An 18,068-nucleotide genomic window follows, 5' to 3' on the forward strand; every position below is an offset into this window, starting at 1 on the left:
GCTCTTGTTTTTGTTGTGATGGAAAGCTCTTGCCTTGGGGTGTTGCTCAGCCGAGGTCGCCGCCACCTACCGGCAGGGTCACGCCGGTGATGTAAGAGGCCTCGTCGGAAGCGAGGAACAGGATCGCCCCCACCTGCTCGTCGATGCTGCCGTAGCGGTGCATCAGGCTGCTGTCGAGGGTCTGGTCGACGATCTGCTGGTACCAGTGTTTTTCCTGTTCGCTTTGCTCGGCGCTGTTGCGTGGCACGCGCCGGGGTGGCGCTTCGGTGCCGCCGGGCGCAGTGGCGTTGACGCGGATGCCGCGCCCTGCAGTTTCGAAGGCCAGGCAGGCGGTAAGCGCGTTGACGCCGCCCTTGGCTGCGCCATAAGGCACCCGGTTGACGCCACGGGTGGCGATGGAAGAAACGTTGACGATGGCGCCGCTGCCGCGCTCAAGCATGTACGGCAGCGCGGCATGGCAGCACCACAGGGTGGGGAACAGCGAACGGCGCACTTCGGCCTCGATCTGCTCGACTTCGTAGTGCTCGAAAGGCTTGGCCCAGATGGTGCCGCCGACGTTGTTCACCAAGATGTCGAGGCGGCCGAAGGTTTCCACCGCACTGGCCATGACCCGGGCGCAATCGGTGTGTTGCTCCAGGTCGGCGGTGAGGGTGAGCATGCCTTCGCCGGCCAGCTCGTGGACCAGTTCGGAACGGTCTACCGCCACCACTTGCGCGCCTTCGGCCTTCAGCCGCCAGCACACGCCCCGGCCGATGCCTTGAGCGGCGCCGGTGACCAGGGCAACCTTGCCTTGGAATCTGTTGTTCATATGTTTTTCCTGCATGACCCGGTTAATGGCAATTGGGAGGGCTGCGCCCTCCATCGCGACGCAAGGCCGCTCCCACATGGATCGCGTTTCCCTGTAGGAGCGGCCTTGTGCCGCGAAAGGGCCGCGAAGCGGCCCCGGCGATCTGTCAGGCCGCCGCCGCAAACTTCTCGTAGTAGAAGTTGGCCGGGGTAATACCCTGCTCGCGCACGTACAGGCTGACCGCCTCGACCATCGGCGGTGGCCCGCACAGGTACAGGTCCACATCGCCGTCGTTGAGGTGGCGTGGCTCGATGTGCTGGGTCACGTAGCCCTTTTGTGGGTACTGGCTGTCCGGGTTGGCCACACAAGCGCTGTAGGTAAAGTTGGGGATGCGCGCCGCCAGCGCTTGCAGGCGGTCTAGCTCGACCAGGTCGAAGTCGTTGGTCACGCCATAGATCAGGTGCAGCGGGTGCTCACTGCCCTGCTCGGCGATTTTCTCCAGCATCGCGGTGAACGGCGCCAGGCCGGTACCGCCGGCCAAAAGCAACAGCGGGCGCTGGATCGGCCGCAGGTAGAAGCTGCCCAGCGGCCCTGCCAGGCTCATGCTGTCGCCGGCTTTGGCCAGGTTGGTCAGGAAGCTGCTCATCAACCCACCCGGTACGTTGCGGATCAGGAAGCTGACTTCGCCGCCCTTCTGCAACGAACTGAACGAATAGGCGCGGCTCTGCTCGCTGCCCGGCACCTTGAGGTTGACGTACTGCCCCGGCAGGAAGGCCAGGCGGCTTAACGCTTCACCCTTGATCGACAGGGCAATGGTGCTGGCCGACAGTTGGCGCACATCGCTGATGGCGGCCTCGAAGCTGGCCTGTTCGGTCTTGCACAGCTGCGACGAAGCAGGGATGCGGATGACGCAGTCGCTTTCAGCCCGCATCTGGCAGGTCAGTACGTAGCCTTCGGCAATTTCGTCTTCGTTCAGGGCATCTTCGATGAAGTTGTCGCCCAGGTCATAGCGGCCGGATTCGGCCTTGCACTTGCACGTACCGCAGGCGCCGTCGCGGCAGTCCAGCGGGATGTTGATGCCCTGGCGGTAGGCAGCGTCAGCCACGGTTTCATGGCCGGTAGCCTCGATGAAGCGGGTAACCCCGTCTTCGAAATTCAGTGCGATCTGGTAGCTCATGTTGCACCTCGCAGGCGAGCCGGCCCACGGCGCGTCGCAGGACGCACCGGGCAGTACTCGCAAAAACCTGTATCAGATGTGGTAGATGTCGATGACCTGGCGCACGTAGTCGTTCTTCAGCACCACCTTCTTGGCCTTGATCAGCGGCTGTTCGCCGCGCAGGTCGAGGGTGTAGAAGCTGGTGCCGAAGTAACTGTCCGTGGTCTTGTAGCGGAAGCTCAGGGTGTGCCAGTTGAAACGCACCTGGCAGCTGCCCTCGCCCTGCTCGACGATCTCGATGTTGCTGATATTGTGCGAAGTGCGGGTATCAGGCACGGTCGCACTGGAGCGCTCGGTCTTGATGCGGAACACGCGGTCTTCCAGGCCGCCACGGTTGCCGTACCAGATCAGCGAGATTTCGCTTTGTGGGTCTTCGGTGAGGGTGTCGTCATCGTCCCAGCTCGGCATCCAGAAGCTGGCATCGCTGGCGTACAGTTCCAGCCACTGGTCCCACTGGGCGTCGTCCAGGTAGCGCGCTTCGCGGTAGAGGAAGTCGCGCACGGTTTCATACAGGCTCATTGCACGGCCTCCACAGGGATCAGCTGCTGTTCGTCCTTGAGGGCCTGGATCATGGTGTCCTGCCAGTACTTGTGCTGCAGCACGAACAGGCCTTCGTCTTCGGTACGCACGCCAGACAGCAGGGGTTCGAGGTCAATCTCCCTGGCTGCCTCATCGGCGCCTTCGACCCAGTGCTTGGCGCCACGGGACATGTCGTTCCAGCCAGTGCCGCCGCCATAGCCGGTCTGGCACGAGCGGAACTCTTCCAGGTCGTCCGGGGTGGCCATGCCGCTGACGTTGAAGAAGTCTTCGTACTGGCGGATGCGCTTGGCGCGGGCATCGGCGCTCTCGCCTTTGGGGGCGATGCAGTAAATGGTGATTTCGGTCTTGTTCACCGAAATCGGCCGGGCAACGCGGATCTGCGAGCTGAACTGGTCCATCAGGTACACGTTCGGGTACAGGCACAGGTTGCGCGAGTTCTCGATCATCCAGTCGGCACGCGCCTGGCCGTAGTCGGCAGCCAGCTGGTCGCGGCGCTCATAGGCCGGGCGGTCTTCCGGGTTGGCCCAACGGGTCCACAGCAGCAAGTGGCCGTGGTCGAAGGAGTAGAAGCCTCCACCCTGCTTGGCCCAGGCACCGGCGCTCATGGTCTTGATCTCGTCGCCCGCCTCGCGCTGCTTGCGCTGGTTCTGGGTAGCGGCGTAGTTCCAGTGCACGGAGCTGACGTGGTAGCCGTCAGCGCCGTTTTCGGCGGTGAGCTTCCAGTTGCCTTCGTAAATGTACGAGCTGGCGCCACGCAGCACTTCCAGGCCCTCAGGCGACTGGTCAACGATCATGTCGATGATCTTGGCCGATTCGCCCAAGTGCTCCACCAGTGGCTTTACATCGGCATTCAGGCTGCCAAACAAAAAGCCCCGGTACGACTCGAAGCGCGCCACCTTGGTCAGGTCGTGGGAGCCGTCGCAGTTGAAGCTGTCGGGGTAGCCGGCGTTGCTCGGGTCTTTCACCTTCAGCAGCTTGCCGCTGTTGTTGAACGTCCAGCCGTGGAACGGGCAGGTATAGCTGGAGCGGTTGCCGCGCTTGTGCCGACACAGCATGGCACCGCGGTGGCTGCAGGCGTTGAGGAAGGCATTGAGCTCACCGTCCTTGTTGCGCGCGATGAAAATCGGCTGGCGCCCCATGGTCAGGGTGAGGAAATCGTTCTTCTCGGGGATCTGGCTTTCGTGGGCCAGGTAGATCCAGTTGCCCTCGAAGATGTGTTTCATTTCCAGGTCGAACAGGCGTGGGTCGGTGAACATCTCGCGCTTGCAGCGGTAGATGCCCTTTTCACGGTCGTCCTCGAGCATGGCATTGAGGTAGTCGAATCCCACGGACATGGCCAGGGTCTCCCTTGTTATTGTTTAGACCTGGTCAGGTTAGGGAGACGACTGGCGGGGGGCTATCCGGATTGTGCAGAGTGCTATCCACCTCTACGAATTCTCGGCATATTCTCGGGAGGAAACGGCAGCACTTCGAATAATTTCTTGCGTTCTACCATTGGCCTGATCTTAATCAGCTTAGAATCGACCCATTTTTTTACAGCTAAAATCTCATGCCATGTCTCATACGCTGCTTGAGCTTCTAATGGGAAATTTCCGGCATCAAAATTTTTTTTTGCCAACTCAAACCGATTGGCCCTTCCGTAAAGCCAAAAAGAAGCGTTTTCTAGTCGTTGTACGTCGCGCGGCTGCCAAGACTCATATCGCTCCACCTTCTTCATCCTTCCCTGCAGACTAGCGTCGATTTCAGAGAGAGCCTTCTTCACACTCAAGGTTTTCAATGCTGGAGCTTTTGAGCTTTGACCGGCGACCATCGATGCGAGCGTGCGAAGCCCCCAGCGCTTTGTGAATAGACCGCCATTCACGAAGCTATTGAGCTCAATCCCCGCGTGACCGCTGGGGTCAATTTTGTTCACCGGGTCGCCCCCGCAATAGCAATAGGCGTTGAGCCCCCCGTCACCAAAAGGACTAAAGCTATCCGGCGAATTGAAACGCATCAAGGCTGAATTGAAGCCGCGATATCCGTTCCCAAGCAAGTAGTGCCCTGTAACAGGTTCTTTACTCTGCCCATTGAAGCGCAGCACAGATGCGCATTGCTCGCCGCCATCCCGCCCATAAACGGTGTAGCGCAGTGCACAATAAGAAATTTGCGATGTCGACATGGTGACCACCCTTTACCCGAAATAAGGCAGATGGTGGGCTGTGCATGAAATGCCAGCAACTGGCAGAAATATCAGGTGGCCTCGTTAGCGCGCCTCACCCCGACGCTTGAACGTCTGCGAAGGCAACTCGCCAAATTGCTGCCGATACACCTCGGAAAACCGACCTAAATGAAGGAAGCCGTAATCCAGGGCAAGTTCGGTCACACTGCGCACACCGCAAGTCGGGTCGCTCAGGCACGCATGCACCCGCTCAAGCTTGCGCTGGCGCACGTAATGTTTGGGCGTGGTGCTAAGGTGCTGTTCAAAAAGCGCATACAGCGAACGCAAACTCATACAGGCCTGCTCCGCCAGCACTTCTGCGGACAGCTCCAGTTTCAGGTTGCGTTCGATGTAATCAAGAATGCGCTCTAGCCCGGCCTGCGGTGCGCTCAGGCTTTCGCGGCGGATATTGGTGCTCATCAGGGTCAGCAACTTGCTGGCGACAATCTGGCTGTAGTGCCCCTGCACCCTGGGCAGCGAATCGCTCACTTCCGCTTCATGGCAAACCATGGCCAGCAGGTTGACGAACCCGTCCAGTTCATCCAGCCGGTAATGATTGCGCAAGAACCGCACCCCCCCGTCAGGCCGCTGCCAGCGCTGTTCGTCGCAGATCGAATCCAGCAGCCGTGTTGGCACCTTGAGGATGAACTTCTCGCAGTCTTCCGAATAGGTCAGGTCAACCGGATCATCCGGGTTGATCAGCAGCAACTCGCCCGGCACCAGATGCTGCTCGTGCTTATACCCACGCCACAGGCAGTTGCCGTTGAGCAACACTTGCAGGTGATAGATGGTTTCCAGCGCCGGCGAGGTAACGCGCACGCTGCCCCCGTAGCTGATGCGGCACAGGTCGAGCTCGGCGAACTTGCGGTGGCTGAGGCTGGCCTGGGGGTGGGTGGTGCGGGACAGTCCGATGCAATGCTGGCCTACATGCTGGTTCACATAATCGGACACAGCATAAGGGTCGGCGTGGTGAAACACGCTACTGCGCTCGCTCAGCAGGCGGCTTTCCATAGGCAAGGCACTCGGTATCGTTATTGTTCTGGTCGCCGCTTCCTACGGCCTTGTGGGCGGTGGTTGCGGTCGTCACGGTCATTCTATCGGGCCGGTGGCGGATAGCCGGGGGCAGGCGACAACCGGTGGATGGGCACACTACAGCAAAATGGCGGGGGTTGAGCAATGCGGCGACGGGATTGGATGGGCGGATAGCGGACAAGCCAGATGGAGCTGGCGTTCGTTTATCGAACAGTATGTCCCTGTACCGACCGCTTCGGGAATAAACCCGCGCGAGACCGGTAATATTCCTGTTCTTCAAGAAATAGCTTGCAATCAAACCACCCTGCCATTCGGTCACTTTTTCAACACCCGGCACAGTGCTTCTGCTAGAAAGCGCACATGCCTACCCTCTTCCTTACCCACCTGCGCCGCCGCTGGCTCACCTGGTTGTGCGCCACCTTGCTGGTCATTGGCCTACCCTCCAGCTGCGCCATGCTGCAGCACAAGGAGCGCGAGCTGGTGTTCCGCATCGAGCCTGGCCAAGCCAGCTGGTTCCGCGGTTTGCCCAGCGACGTGCAGGAACTCGACCTGCGCCCGCGCAGCTTCAGCGATAACCAGAGCCTGCACGCCTGGTGGTGGCCAGCCAAGCGCGCCAATGCCCCGGCGGTGCTCTACCTGCACGGTGTGCGCTGGAACCTGACCGGGCAATTGTTCCGCATCGAGCAGCTGCATGCCATGGGCTACTCGGTGCTGGCCGTGGATTACCGTGGCTTTGGCCAGAGCCGGGGCGACCTGCCATCCGAGGCCACGGTGTACGAAGATGCCCGCATTGCGTGGGAGCGCTTTGCCCAGCTGCAGCCGGATGCCGGAAAACGCCTGATATTCGGTCATTCGCTGGGCGGCGCGGTGGCGGTGGAACTGGCCAGCGAACTGACACGTGAAGCGCAGCAAAGCGGTGTTGGGGCGCCGGCACGCGGGCTGATCCTTGAGTCGACCTTCACCTCCCTGGGCGATGTCGCCGCAGCGGTGGCCAATACCTCCCTCCCGGTGCGCTGGTTGATGTCGCAGAAGTTCGACTCGCTGGACAAGATCAGCGACATCGGCCTGCCGGTGCTGCTGGTGCATGGGATGGATGACCGGTTCGTACCGCCGCGCTTCAGCCAGCAGCTGTTCGACGCGGCCCGGCAGCCCAAGACATTGCTGCTGGTGCCGGGGGCGACCCATAACAACAGCATGAGCCTGGCCGGGCAGCGTTACCGGCAGGCGATACAGGCGCTGCTCTGAACCTGGCCTTGGGTGGCTGAAATCCTGGGGCCGCTGCGCGCCCCTTTCGCGGCACAAGGCCGCTCCTACAAGGGCCTGCGCTACGGCTACGGTTCACTGCACCGGCAAAAAGTTCATCAGCAACAGGCTTTGCGCGTAATTCAAACCAATCCGCCGATAACGTTCATCCAGCAACTCGGCTAACAGGTCCAGCCGCGCAACGATCTTGCCAAACTCCACGGCAAAACTCAGGTTGCTGCCCTCTTCCGAAATCTCGTTGGAGAACAGCAGCAACACCCCATTGGCGTCCTGCCGCTGGCTGAGCATCCAGGTGGCCTTTTCGATATTGCGCGCCGCATTGTTGATGAACAACGGGTCGATGGTATCGGTCATGTAGAACTCGGTACGCCCGCCATGCGCGGTGATCAGCATGCTGCCGATGGCGTAGATGAAAGCACCCACCCGATCACCACGAAACTCCGGGCTCAGGGCGTAGCTCAATGCCGCCAGGTCACGGCGGTTGCCCAGTTGCGGCAGTGGCTGACGATGTTCGATAGCCATGCGGATCTGCCGCTCGGCCGTGGCAGCGTCCACATAGCCCGACATCTTCAACTGGTTGGGGTTGCGCAGGTACAGCTTGTTCATCAGCAGGTACAGGCTTTGCAGGTTGTCGCGCATCGATAGCGTGGCCAGGCGGTCAACGCTGGTCTGGAACAACTCACTGGGTTTGCCGTTGCCGAACTGGCTGACAATATCGCGGCCTTGCTCCTGGGTGCAGGCGCACAGGCATGTAAGCGCGCCTGCCAGCAGCAGGCGTGGGAGGAAATTCGGGGAGCTTGCAACCATCGGCACCGGGTCGATATTCGGCGGCCGCACCGGGGGTCAGTGCAGCCTGGCCAAGCATAGAGCCCGGAAATCGTAAAAAGTGCAGTGATCGGGGATAGGTGGCTCACATGGCGTGGCGCAACATCTCTACCATCTGCGCATGCAGCGCCGGGTCACCACAGGCCACAACGCACCCGCCATTCTGTGCACTGCTGCCATCCCAGGCAGTGATCACCCCACCCGCCCCTTCGATGATCGGCATCAGTGCCTGTACGTCATACGGCTGCAGGCTCGCTTCGACAATCACGTCGACAAAGCCCGAGGCCAGCATGCAGTAGGCATAGCAATCGCCGCCGTAGCGCATCAGGCGCGCCTTGCCGGCAACGGCCTCGAACGCGGCCTTGCGCTCGGCGTTATCGAACATGTCCGGCGTGGTGCACATCAGCGTGGCCGAAGCCAGGTCGGCACAGGCACGGGTTTTCAGTGGCGTACCGCTGCGCCAGGCACCTTCAGGGGTACCGACAAAGCGTTCACCGGTGAATGGCTGGTTCATCACGCCAACCACAGGGCGCGTGCCATCGTTCAGGGCAATCAACGTGCCCCACAACGGCAGGCCGGTGATGAAGGCACGGGTACCGTCGATCGGGTCGAGCACCCAGGTCAACGGGCTGCTGCCGACGGCCACGCCCGCCTCTTCACCAAGAATACCGTGGTCTGGGTAGCGGGCCTGGATCAGCGCGCGCATGGCGTCCTCGGCCGCCTTGTCAGCCACGGTCACTGGGTCGTACAGGCGCCCGCCCTTGTCCTCGACATCCAGGCTGGCGCGAAAGTATGGCTTGATCGCCACTGCGGCAGCATCGGCCAACTGCTCGGCGAAAGCGCAAAATTCGCCGATCTGTTCAGCGCTCAGGGACATGGGACAGGCCTCGTGACAATGATGGGGCACGCATCATACCCGACACATGGCGCTAGCCGCACTCAGGCAGGCGCAGGTGGAAAACGCCTGATCGGTTTGACCGGGCGCACACGGGTCTAGACTGAACAGAACCAGGTAACCGGGGGGCTGCCACACGTGGAGGTGTGAGATGAGCCAGTTCAAGCGTTTGTTTGTCATGCTCGGCCCGCAGATGCGCCATACGCCAGCGCTGCAACGCGCGGCGGCGCTGGCTGAGTCCAGCGGTGCACTGCTGGATATCAATGTGTTCGTCGACGATGTCGACACCTTTGGCTTGATGGGCGATGGCCGCGAACGTGAGCGGCTGCTCAGTGACAACCGCCAGTGGCTGGCCGATGAGGCCGAACAGTTGGGCAATGCGGGCCTGGACGTGTCCACCGAATTACTATTGACCCGCGACCCACTGGGCAGCGTGCTGGAACGGGTCGAACAGCAAGGCTGTGACCTGCTGGTCAAGGACGTGCAGCACGAACCGGTGCTCAAACGCCTGCTGGTCACGCCACTTGATTGGCAGCTGCTCAAGGACAGCCCGATTGCCGTGCACCTGGTCAGCGACATCCGCCTGCCCCTGCCCCGGCAGATTGCCGCCGCCGTGGACCTCAACAGCCACGGTGCTGGCGAACACCTGGATGAGCAGGTAATCAACTGCGCCCGTGCCTTGGCCCTGCAGTGCAACGGCGAGCTGCACCTGCTGCATGTGTGCGACGCGGCCAAGACCCATATCGCCGACTTCGGCGCCGGCACCGTGACCATGCCCGGCTTCGATGGCAGCGTACGGACTGCGCAGCGTGCGGCGTTCAATCGCCTGGGTGACCATCACCAGGTCCCGCTGGAGCGCCGGCACTTCCTGGAAGGCGCAGCGATCAGGGCCATTGCCCAGTTTGTCGGCCACAGCCGGGCGGATGTGATCGTGATGGGCAGCCACCGGCATGACGCCATGCAGACCTACCTGGGCGGCACCACGGCGCATGTGCTGGAGCACCCACTGTGCAATGTGCTGGCGATCAAGGCCGTTGGCTGAGTGCCAGTATGCCTGCGCCGGCCTCTGCGGGGTTTGAGTCGCGAGGAGGCCGGCACGGCGTCCACCCGTTGGTATCTGGCACACCAGTGCCACTTAAAAATAATGCATCTGATAATGATTCGTAGTAGTTTCGCGGCGCTTGTCCACCTTTTCTTCAGTGCCCTACTTCAGGATCGTACCGTCGATGCGTCGCACATTCGTTTCGCTTTGTGTGCTCCATGCTGTCTCCCCACTGGCCTTGGCCGAGCCTGAACCGCTCAGCGAACCGGCCCAGATAGAACTCCAGGCACTGAGCATCACCAGTACTGCCGACAGTGAACGCGCCGATGGCCCGGTCGTCGGCTATAAAGCCAATCGCTCGGCCAGTGCCACCCGCACCGACACGGCGCTGCACGAAACGCCGCAATCGGTCAGCGTGGTGCCCAAGGATGTGCTGGAAGACACCGGCGCCACGCGCCTGCAGGACGGCCTGGACTACGCCGGCGGAGTCGGCCGTGCCAACAACTTTGGCGGCCAGGGCCTGACCACCTTCACTGTGCGGGGTTTCACTACCGGCGAGTTCTACCGCAATGGCTTCCCGATCAATCGCGGCTACCCTAACGCCCCCGACGCCAATACCGTCGAGCGCCTGGAAGTGATCCGTGGCCCGGCCACCAGCCTGTATGGCCGCGGCGACCCCGGCGGCACGTTCAACGTGGTCAGCAAACAGCCACTGCCGGAATCCAAGGTCACCCTGGGCAGTCAGTTCGATGACCAAGGCATGCACCGGGCAACGCTGGACGCGACCGGGCCGCTGAACCAGGACGGTTCGCTGGCCTACCGCCTGAACGTGCTGGGCGAAGGTGGTGAGAGCTTCCGCGATGACGTGGAAAGCGAGCGCTATGATGTCGCACCGGTCATCAGCTGGCAGGTCAATGACGCCACAAGGATCATCTTTGAAGGCGACTTCATGCGTAACAACCACCCGCTGGATCGCGGCCTGACACGCCTGCCCGGCCAGCTCGGCACAGCCTCACGCGACACCAACATCTGGGAAAAAGGCAGCGACAATCTGCTGCACAACGACAACAACATGGCCCAGTTACGCTTCGAGCACCTGCTCAACGACAACTGGTCCTTGGGCGGCGGCATGCAGTGGCTGGACGGCTCGCTCAAAGGCAATGCCGTGGAAGCCAATGGCTTGCAGCCCGACGGCCGCACCTTGGGGCGCAACTTCAACTACCGCAAGCTGGAGTGGACCGACCGTGATTACCAGCTCAACCTGACCGGCCACTTCGACACCGGCGGTTTCGCCCACACGCTGCTGACCGGTGTCGAGTACGAAGACTACGACTACAACTCGATTATCCAGCGCTCCGCAGCAGGCGCCACCGCCTACCCGATCGATATCTTCGACCCGGCGCTGGGCCAGGCGCGCCCTGCCCTGACCCGTACCACCACCCACGACAAGGAAAACCTCAAGACCTGGGCATTCTTCGTCCAGGACCAGGTGGCCCTGACCGAGCGTCTGAAGGCCCTGGCCGGCGTGCGTTTCGAGCGCTTCGAGCATGACTATGTCAACAAGCTCAGCGCAGCGGGTGACTTCAGCAAGGGCGAAAACGGCGTTACTCCACGTTTCGGCCTGCTGTACGACCTGACCGACACCGTGGCGGTGTATGCCAACACTGCACGTTCATTCAAGCCCAACAGCGGTGCGCCTGCAGGTGCGACGGGGGGTGGTTTTGACCCTGAGAAGGGCAAAAGCTACGAACTGGGCGTTAAATGGGAAGCGCTCGATCGCCAGCTGAGCGTGGACGCAGCGGTCTACCATATCGTCAAGGAAAACGTACTGACGCGCGACCCGGTGGACCCCAACTACAATGTCGCCGCTGGCCAGGTGCGCAGCCGCGGCCTGGACATCAACATTGCTGGCAACATCACGCCAGAGTGGCGGGTAATCGGCGGCTACGCTTATGTCGATGCCGAAGTTACCAAGGACAACCGCTTGCCCAGCGGCACCCGCCTGGCAAACATTCCACGTAACAGCTTCAGCCTGCTCAACACCTATGAATTCCAGGATGGCTTCGCCAAAGGCCTGGGCCTGGGTATTGGCGTGAAGTACGTGGATGACCGTAATGGCCAGACCGAGGCGGTCACCTACAACATGGACCAGTACACTGTGGTTGACCTGCTGAGCTTCTACCAGCTCAATGAGCACGTACGCCTGAACCTGGACGTGAAAAACCTGTTCAACAAGGAATATGACGAAGGTGCGTTCAACACCTACGCCTACCCGGGAGCACCTCGGACGGTGCAGGCCGGGGTTTCCTATACGTTCTGAAAGGCTGGGGCCACCATGCGGCCCCCTGCTTCAGAAACCCTTGCTGTAGAACAGCGAGTAGGACTCGATCCCGTCGTTAGGCTGCTTGATCCCCGCATTGGAATAATGCATCGCGCGAATCCCGACTTTCTGATCCCCTGGCAGCTTCAGGCCGAAACCGATGCGGTCTTCGAAGTTGACCGCCGACCCCATGCGCTGGTCACCCACGTCGGTCTTGGAAAACGCCGCCAGGCCAATACCGGCCTCGATGTACGGCGTGTAGGTGAAACCATTGAATTCATAGGTGAACACCGGGCTGAATGACAGCGAGTGCGCACCACTGGCGTCACCACCTTCCCAGTAGGTGTAGGCTGCATCCCAGTAACCAGTGACATAGCCGGTACTGCTTTCCAGCCATTTCTTGTCCCAGTCGAACGACAGGCCGATACGGTAGGTCATGTCACCTTGGCTAGTGGCGCCTACGGCGCCTGACACCTGCGCGGCCTGGGCCAGGTTGGCCCCTGCAAAGGCCAGCACTGCAGCGGCCAGCGAAGCTGCGAGACGGGTTTTCATCAACGACTCTCCTGATGGTCTACACGGCAAGCGGGGGCTTTTGCCCCTCGATCTTTATTGGGTGACCGGCGCATCCAGGCCGGTCACACGAAGTAATAGTTTCTGATTATTGTCCAGATAATCAGAAAGTTGAAAGTGAATTGCCACTATTGGCGAAGTCAGCTAGTCAAGATGTAGTGTCCCAGCTGCCTCTGGTAGTCCCAGTGAATCGGCTGCAGGTGATCGATGGCGCAGCGCAACAAGGCGATTCTCATGGGGGTCGAGCACACCGGGGAGCAACACGTAGCCCCGCTCGTTCAACATCTTCAGCTGAAGCTCCAGGCTCATGCGGATGCGCTCCGTCCAGGCGGGAGTACATCTGTACTCCCGCCCGTTTATCCATCAACGCCAGTTCAGGTTCACGTTCGTGGCGGCCTTGCCGTTCACGGTGACCCATTGCTGCACCGTCTCACCCTGGGCATTGCCAGTGACCTTGTACTTGCCGGGAGGCAACTGTACATACAGCAGCGGCCCGGCATCCGTGACGCTGAGTACGGGCTGGCCCTGGGCATTCTGGATGTCGACAGTGGCACCGCTCTGGAACTTGCCTTCCGGGCCAGTCGAAAGCTCTACGTGCAGGTCATAGCCGGTGGTCTTGCGCAGCGCATTGGCTTCGTCCTGGCCAATGCCGCCTTGCAAGTAGCGCACGCCGTTCTGTTCCTGCGGTTGCAACTGCACGGCCTGCATGTCGATGGGGGCATTGAGGTCGGCAGCGGCAGCCAGGGTCCATGGCATGGCCAGGGTGACCAGCAACGCCGCGCCGAGGGCATAGTGGTGGTTACGCATGGTACGACCCTCCTTTAGAGGATGGCTTACCTCTTATTTGATCCTCCCGGGGTATTGGTGTTCTGGCTGATGCATGGTCGTCATCGTGACATTCGGCACTAACCCATAAATCGAATGTAAATTTAGATACTGATCAAGAGGTTGTACGCCCTTCCTCAAGCAGTTTCACGAACATGCTCAGGCTGCGTGATACCGCGCCCCGCCGCCAGACCAGCCAGGTTTTCAGGTAGCGAAAATCTTCCGACATAGGCCAGGCACTGACCGTGCTGCACCCGGGCATATTGTCGAGCATGCTGCGCGGCATCATGGCCAGGCCTGCGCCAGCGCTGACGCAGGCCAACATGCCATGGTACGACTCCATCTCGTGAATCTTGCCCGGCACTGCCTGGTCCTTGACGAACCAGTTTTCGAAGTGATGGCGATACGAACAGTTGGCACGGAAGGCGTAGATGCTCTCACCGTTCACATCCTGGGCGCGGGTAACTGGCGCATGGTTGAGCGGCGCGATGACCATCATTTCCTCTTCGAACACCGGCATGCCTTCCAGTGTCGGGTGCAGCACCGGGCCGTCGACGAACGCGGCCACCAGCCGGCCAGACAACACGCCTTCAAGCATGGTCCCGGATGGCCCGGTGGACAGGTCCAGGTCTACCTTGGGGTAGCGCTGGTTGTACGCCGCCAGCAAAGCCGGGATGCGCACCGCTGCCGTGCTTTCCAGCGAACCGAGGGCAAAGGTGCCCTGCGGGTCTTCACCGGCCACGGTCAGGCGCGCCTCGTGCACCAGGTCGAGGATGCGCCGGGTGTATTCGAGAAAATTCCAACCTGCAGGCGACAGGCGCAGGCGGCTTTTCTCGCGAATGAACAACTCCACGCCCAGGTCTTCTTCCAGTTGCTTGATGCGCGTGGTCAGGTTGGACGGCACCCGATGGATGTGCTGCGCGGCGGCACTGATGCTGCCCTGCTCTGCCACAGCCTTGAAGATCTCCAGTTGCACCAGGTCCACAGCCTTTCTCCAAACGTGAATGTTTCGCTCATTATTATTCAGTTTTCATTAAAGCCCTAGCCCACTAGTCTGGCGTCACTGATTAACAACAACGAGAGTGTCCCGCCATGAGCGCGATCAGCAGCCTGACCCACGCCATCTCCCTCGACCCGTACAGCGGCGAGCAGATCGGCGCCTACCCGTTCGACACCGACGCCGCACTGGAAGCGGCGCTGCAACGTGCCAAGGTTGGCTACGGCCAGTGGCGCCAAGTGTCGCTGGGTCAGCGCAGCGAGTACCTGCTGGCCCTGGCCAGCACCCTCGAAGCCAAGGCCGAAGCCTTTGCCCAGATGATCAGCCGCGAAATCGGCAAGCCGATTGCCCAGGCCCGTGGCGAAGTCAGCAAGTGCGTCGGCCTGTGCCGCTGGTATGCCGAACACGGCCCGGCCATGCTTGCCGCTGAGCCGACCCAGGTTGAAAAAGCCCGTATCGAATACCGCCCGCTCGGCCCGATCCTGGCCGTGATGCCGTGGAACTTCCCGGTCTGGCAGGTACTGCGCGGCGCCGTGCCAGCGATCCTGGCAGGCAATACCTACGTGCTCAAGCACGCGCCGAACGTGATGGGCAGCGCCTACCTGCTGGGCGAGCTGTTCAAGGAAGCCGGCCTGCCGGATGGCGTGTTCGAAGTGCTGAACGTGACCCCGGATGGCGTCACCCGCGCCATCAACGACCCGCGTATCGCCGCCGTGACCCTGACCGGCAGCGTGCGTGCCGGCATGGCGATTGGTGCCCAGGCCGGTGCGGCACTGAAGAAGTGTGTACTGGAGCTCGGTGGCTCCGACCCGTTCATCGTGCTGGCCGACGCCGACTTGGATGCCGCCGTCAAGGCCGCAGTCATTGGCCGTTACCAGAACACCGGCCAGGTCTGCGCAGCGGCCAAGCGCCTGATCGTGGAAGACAGCATTGTCGAGGAGTTCACGCGCAAGTTCGTTGAAGCAACCCGCGAGCTGAAAGTCGGCAACCCACTGGAAGACGACACCTACATCGGCCCGATGGCCCGTTACGACCTGCGCGACGAGCTGGACGGCCAGGTTCAGGCGACCCTCGCCGAAGGCGCCACCCTGCTGCTGGGCGGCAACAAGGTCGAAGGCGTGGCCAACTTCTATGCGCCGACAGTGTTCGCCAACGTCACCCCGCAAATGACCGCATTCAAGCAGGAGTTGTTCGGGCCGGTGGCCGCGATCATCACTGCACGTGATGCCGAGCATGCGGTAGAACTGGCCAACGACAGCGAGTTCGGCCTGGCCGCGACCATCTACACCGCCGACTATGCACTGGCCGAGCGCATGACTGCGGCACTGGATACCGGTGGCGTGTTCATCAACGGCTACTGCGCTTCTGACCCCCGCGTGGCGTTTGGCGGCGTGAAGAAGAGCGGGTTCGGGCGTGAGTTGTCGCACTTTGGGGTGCGCGAGTTCACCAATGCCCAGACGGTGTGGCTGGACCGTAACTGATTCAAAACTTCTGGGGCTGCTCTGCGGCCCCAGATGCCTCAATCCCGAACCTGGTCCTTGACCCAGTCCAGCATCCCCCCCGGCACGATCAGTTCATGCCGCGCCCGCGAACAGGCGGTATACAGCCCCGCCAGCATCCGCGCCCGCTCATTGCGGTTGCCCGCCACCTGCGGCGCCACCATCAGCTCCGGCGACACCATCACCCGGGCGAACTCCATGTTTTTCACATCCCGCACCCGCCCCAGGAACAACTTGGGCGCCTTGTCCCAGCGGTAACGGCTCTTGGCTTTGGCAAAATGCTCCGGCGTATAGCCTTTGCGCAGCATGTTGGCCACGGCAACAAACGCCTTGTCATCGCCCTTGTCCTGCTCCAGCGCCTGCCAACTGGCGTAGCGGAACAACATCGGGTGACGCGGTCGAGTGCCAAAGCGGTATAGCTCGATGCAGTCCTCGACGAACAGTTCGAAGTCCTTGCGCGCGCTTTTCAGCAATACAAACGGCACACTTTGGTGCGTCAGGCGCTGGAACCAGCCAAACAGCCCCCATTCGTCATCGACGATCAGCGCCGTGGGCTGTTCCGGCACGGTCACCGTATCGAAGAAACTGACCCGCGTGTAGTGCTCGGCGCTACCACTGAAAGCCGCCTGGATCGCCGCCGGGTGGGCCTGGATCAGCGGGTTGAGCACATTGTCCATCGCCGGCCCGGCACGCAGGGAATGGTCGATGTAGCGTTGGCGGATGAAGCTGCCATGGTGCGGGCTGAGGCCGTTGAGGTTCTGCAACTCGTCGCCCAGCGCAATGATCGACTGCGGGCTACGGTCCAGCACGGCAAGCATCGGTGCCGACAGCTCGTGAGCCTCGTCGACGATCACGTGGGTGTAGCGGCTATCGATCACATAACCGGTCAACGACAGCAGCTTGACCCGGTGGTAGTCGCGCACCGGCAGCTGGACTTCCCGCGCGGACGGGCGAATCAGCTCTTGCCAATACAGGCGCGCCTTTTCCAGCAGTACCTCCTGATCCAGCGGCGAAGTACCCGGCCCGGCCCAGGGCAAATGGTGCAGCTGAAGCTGGGTATCGGCACTGTGGCAGAAGGTGCGCACGGCGCGGACGCACAAGGCAACCACATCGCGCGCGGCGAGCGGGCCGATGTCAGGGATGGCCAGCCAGCGTACAACCTGCTCATTCTGCGGGCGCCATGACAGTTTGGTGCGATACGGGTCTCGCAGACGCCAGCCGTTGTTGGTGAGGTCGCGGTTGAGCAGCTCGTCAGCCAACTGACCGAAGGTCAGCGCGGTGTAGGCGGCAGCGTCCTTTACCCGCGCCTGCAAGGCGCGCAACTGGCTTTCGGTCAAAGCCAGAAGCAACGTGCGCTGTGGCTCCAGCAGGCGGGCGAACTGGTGAATCAGGAAGGTCTTGCCAGTGCCAGCAAAGCCCTGCACCGCCACTGACTCGTCGATACCACTGAGAAACTCGCGCAGCAGGCGGTTTTGCTGGTCGCTGAGCATCAGGTCGCTGGCCAGCGACGGCAGGTACACCGGATGCAGCGGTGTGGCCCGCTGGCGGTAGGTGTCGGCGAACTGGAAATTCCACTGGCCTTCGGTATCCAACAGTTCGTCTAGCGTGTACTGCACCTCGGCCGACAGCAGAGCAATGCCGTTTTCGCCCAGCATGCCCAGGCCCATGGCAAAGGCTTCACGATCGAAGTGCTGCGCTACCTGGCTTTGAAAGCGCCTAGGCGCGGCGCTTTCAACTTCGTTGGCGATGCGCACGATTTCGGCGAAACGGCGCTCTTGCGCGTCGGCCGAGGCGGTGGCGGGCTGGCGCGGCAGGTTTTGCGCGAACAACACTGCGGCGGCTTCGAGGACGCTGGCAGTGGTGAAAAAGTCGGTTTTGGGTTCGCTGGCGAGGCGGTCGGCCTGGTCGCTGGGCAAAGGCAGGTAGAACATCGGCACCTCGGTGTGGATCAGGGCGGCACGATAGCAACTTTCGGCGTGAGATGCTGAGTTCAGTGCTGGCTGGGCCGGCCTCCTGGCGGGCGCGCCCGCTTCCACAGGATCGCCTCAGGTCCCTGTGGG

15 protein-coding genes and 2 pseudogenes are annotated in these 18,068 nt (G+C 61.6%); 4 read left to right on the plus strand and 13 right to left on the minus strand.

What is annotated here, in order from left to right; translation table 11 throughout:
- Positions 1-46 precede the first annotated feature (46 nt).
- The 6 genes and pseudogenes from SB765_RS01855 to benR form a co-directional block, all read right to left on the minus strand.
- Positions 47-808, minus strand: a complete 762-nt coding sequence (locus SB765_RS01855; RefSeq protein ID WP_028613974.1) for a 1,6-dihydroxycyclohexa-2,4-diene-1-carboxylate dehydrogenase — start codon at positions 806-808, stop codon at positions 47-49.
- A gap of 145 nt (positions 809-953) precedes the next feature.
- Positions 954-1,964, minus strand: a complete 1,011-nt coding sequence (gene benC / locus SB765_RS01860) for a benzoate 1,2-dioxygenase electron transfer component BenC (protein WP_410911696.1) — start codon at positions 1,962-1,964, stop codon at positions 954-956.
- A 72-nt stretch (positions 1,965-2,036) separates the two neighbouring features.
- Complete coding sequence (benB, locus tag SB765_RS01865) at positions 2,037-2,522, minus strand: benzoate 1,2-dioxygenase small subunit (protein WP_004374327.1); 486 nt, start codon at positions 2,520-2,522, stop codon at positions 2,037-2,039.
- Positions 2,519-3,877, minus strand: a complete 1,359-nt coding sequence (benA, locus tag SB765_RS01870; protein WP_341798846.1) for a benzoate 1,2-dioxygenase large subunit — start codon at positions 3,875-3,877, stop codon at positions 2,519-2,521. The genes benB and benA overlap by 4 nt, the downstream gene beginning before the upstream one ends.
- A gap of 542 nt (positions 3,878-4,419) precedes the next feature.
- Positions 4,420-4,674, minus strand: a pseudogene (locus SB765_RS01875) (RHS repeat-associated core domain-containing protein); the annotation flags it as partial.
- Positions 4,675-4,785: 111 nt separating this feature from the next.
- Positions 4,786-5,751, minus strand: a complete 966-nt coding sequence (benR, locus tag SB765_RS01880; RefSeq protein WP_341798845.1) for a benABC operon transcriptional activator BenR — start codon at positions 5,749-5,751, stop codon at positions 4,786-4,788.
- Positions 5,752-6,132: 381 nt separating this feature from the next.
- Between benR and SB765_RS01885 the strand changes: the two genes are divergently transcribed.
- Positions 6,133-7,017, plus strand: coding sequence for an alpha/beta hydrolase (locus SB765_RS01885; RefSeq protein WP_341798844.1), 885 nt, complete (start codon positions 6,133-6,135; stop codon positions 7,015-7,017).
- 93 nt (positions 7,018-7,110) lie between these two features.
- Here SB765_RS01885 and SB765_RS01890 read toward each other — a convergent pair whose 3' ends face one another.
- Positions 7,111-7,842: a hypothetical protein gene (locus SB765_RS01890; protein ID WP_341798843.1), complete on the minus strand. Its 732-nt coding sequence runs from the start codon at positions 7,840-7,842 to the stop codon at positions 7,111-7,113.
- A 103-nt stretch (positions 7,843-7,945) separates the two neighbouring features.
- Positions 7,946-8,737, minus strand: coding sequence for a histidinol-phosphatase (gene hisN, locus SB765_RS01895; RefSeq protein ID WP_410930826.1), 792 nt, complete (start codon positions 8,735-8,737; stop codon positions 7,946-7,948).
- 169 nt (positions 8,738-8,906) lie between these two features.
- Between hisN and SB765_RS01900 the strand changes: the two genes are divergently transcribed.
- Entirely contained in the window at positions 8,907-9,797 is an 891-nt protein-coding gene (locus SB765_RS01900) for a universal stress protein (RefSeq protein ID WP_229608912.1), read from the plus strand.
- 184 nt (positions 9,798-9,981) lie between these two features.
- Entirely contained in the window at positions 9,982-12,117 is a 2,136-nt protein-coding gene (locus tag SB765_RS01905; protein ID WP_410930827.1) for a TonB-dependent siderophore receptor, read from the plus strand.
- Between the two features lie 30 nt (positions 12,118-12,147).
- Here SB765_RS01905 and SB765_RS01910 read toward each other — a convergent pair whose 3' ends face one another.
- The 4 genes and pseudogenes from SB765_RS01910 to ptrR form a co-directional block, all read right to left on the minus strand.
- Positions 12,148-12,669: an acyloxyacyl hydrolase gene (locus SB765_RS01910; RefSeq protein ID WP_410930828.1), complete on the minus strand. Its 522-nt coding sequence runs from the start codon at positions 12,667-12,669 to the stop codon at positions 12,148-12,150.
- Positions 12,670-12,842: 173 nt separating this feature from the next.
- Positions 12,843-12,996: pseudogene (locus SB765_RS01915) on the minus strand (dioxygenase); the annotation flags it as partial.
- A 54-nt stretch (positions 12,997-13,050) separates the two neighbouring features.
- Positions 13,051-13,494 carry a carboxypeptidase regulatory-like domain-containing protein gene (locus SB765_RS01920; protein ID WP_341798838.1) on the minus strand — a complete coding sequence of 148 codons (444 nt, stop codon included), beginning with the start codon at positions 13,492-13,494 and terminating at the stop codon, positions 13,051-13,053.
- Positions 13,495-13,627: 133 nt separating this feature from the next.
- Positions 13,628-14,497 carry a putrescine utilization regulator PtrR gene (gene ptrR, locus SB765_RS01925; RefSeq protein ID WP_016499597.1) on the minus strand — a complete coding sequence of 290 codons (870 nt, stop codon included), beginning with the start codon at positions 14,495-14,497 and terminating at the stop codon, positions 13,628-13,630.
- Between the two features lie 107 nt (positions 14,498-14,604).
- Between ptrR and SB765_RS01930 the strand changes: the two genes are divergently transcribed.
- Positions 14,605-15,990 (plus strand): aldehyde dehydrogenase family protein, encoded by a 1,386-nt coding sequence (locus SB765_RS01930; protein WP_341798837.1) that lies wholly within the window; start codon positions 14,605-14,607, stop codon positions 15,988-15,990.
- A gap of 38 nt (positions 15,991-16,028) precedes the next feature.
- On the opposite strand, the gene SB765_RS01935 is transcribed toward SB765_RS01930, so the two are convergent.
- On the minus strand, positions 16,029-17,939 hold the full coding sequence (locus SB765_RS01935) for an AAA family ATPase (RefSeq protein WP_410930829.1): 1,911 nt from the start codon (positions 17,937-17,939) through the stop codon (positions 16,029-16,031).
- Between the last annotated feature and the right edge of the window lie 129 nt (positions 17,940-18,068).

Source organism: Pseudomonas sp. SIMBA_067, assembly GCF_046534675.1.
Classification (GTDB): Bacteria; Pseudomonadota; Gammaproteobacteria; order Pseudomonadales; family Pseudomonadaceae; genus Aquipseudomonas; species Aquipseudomonas putida.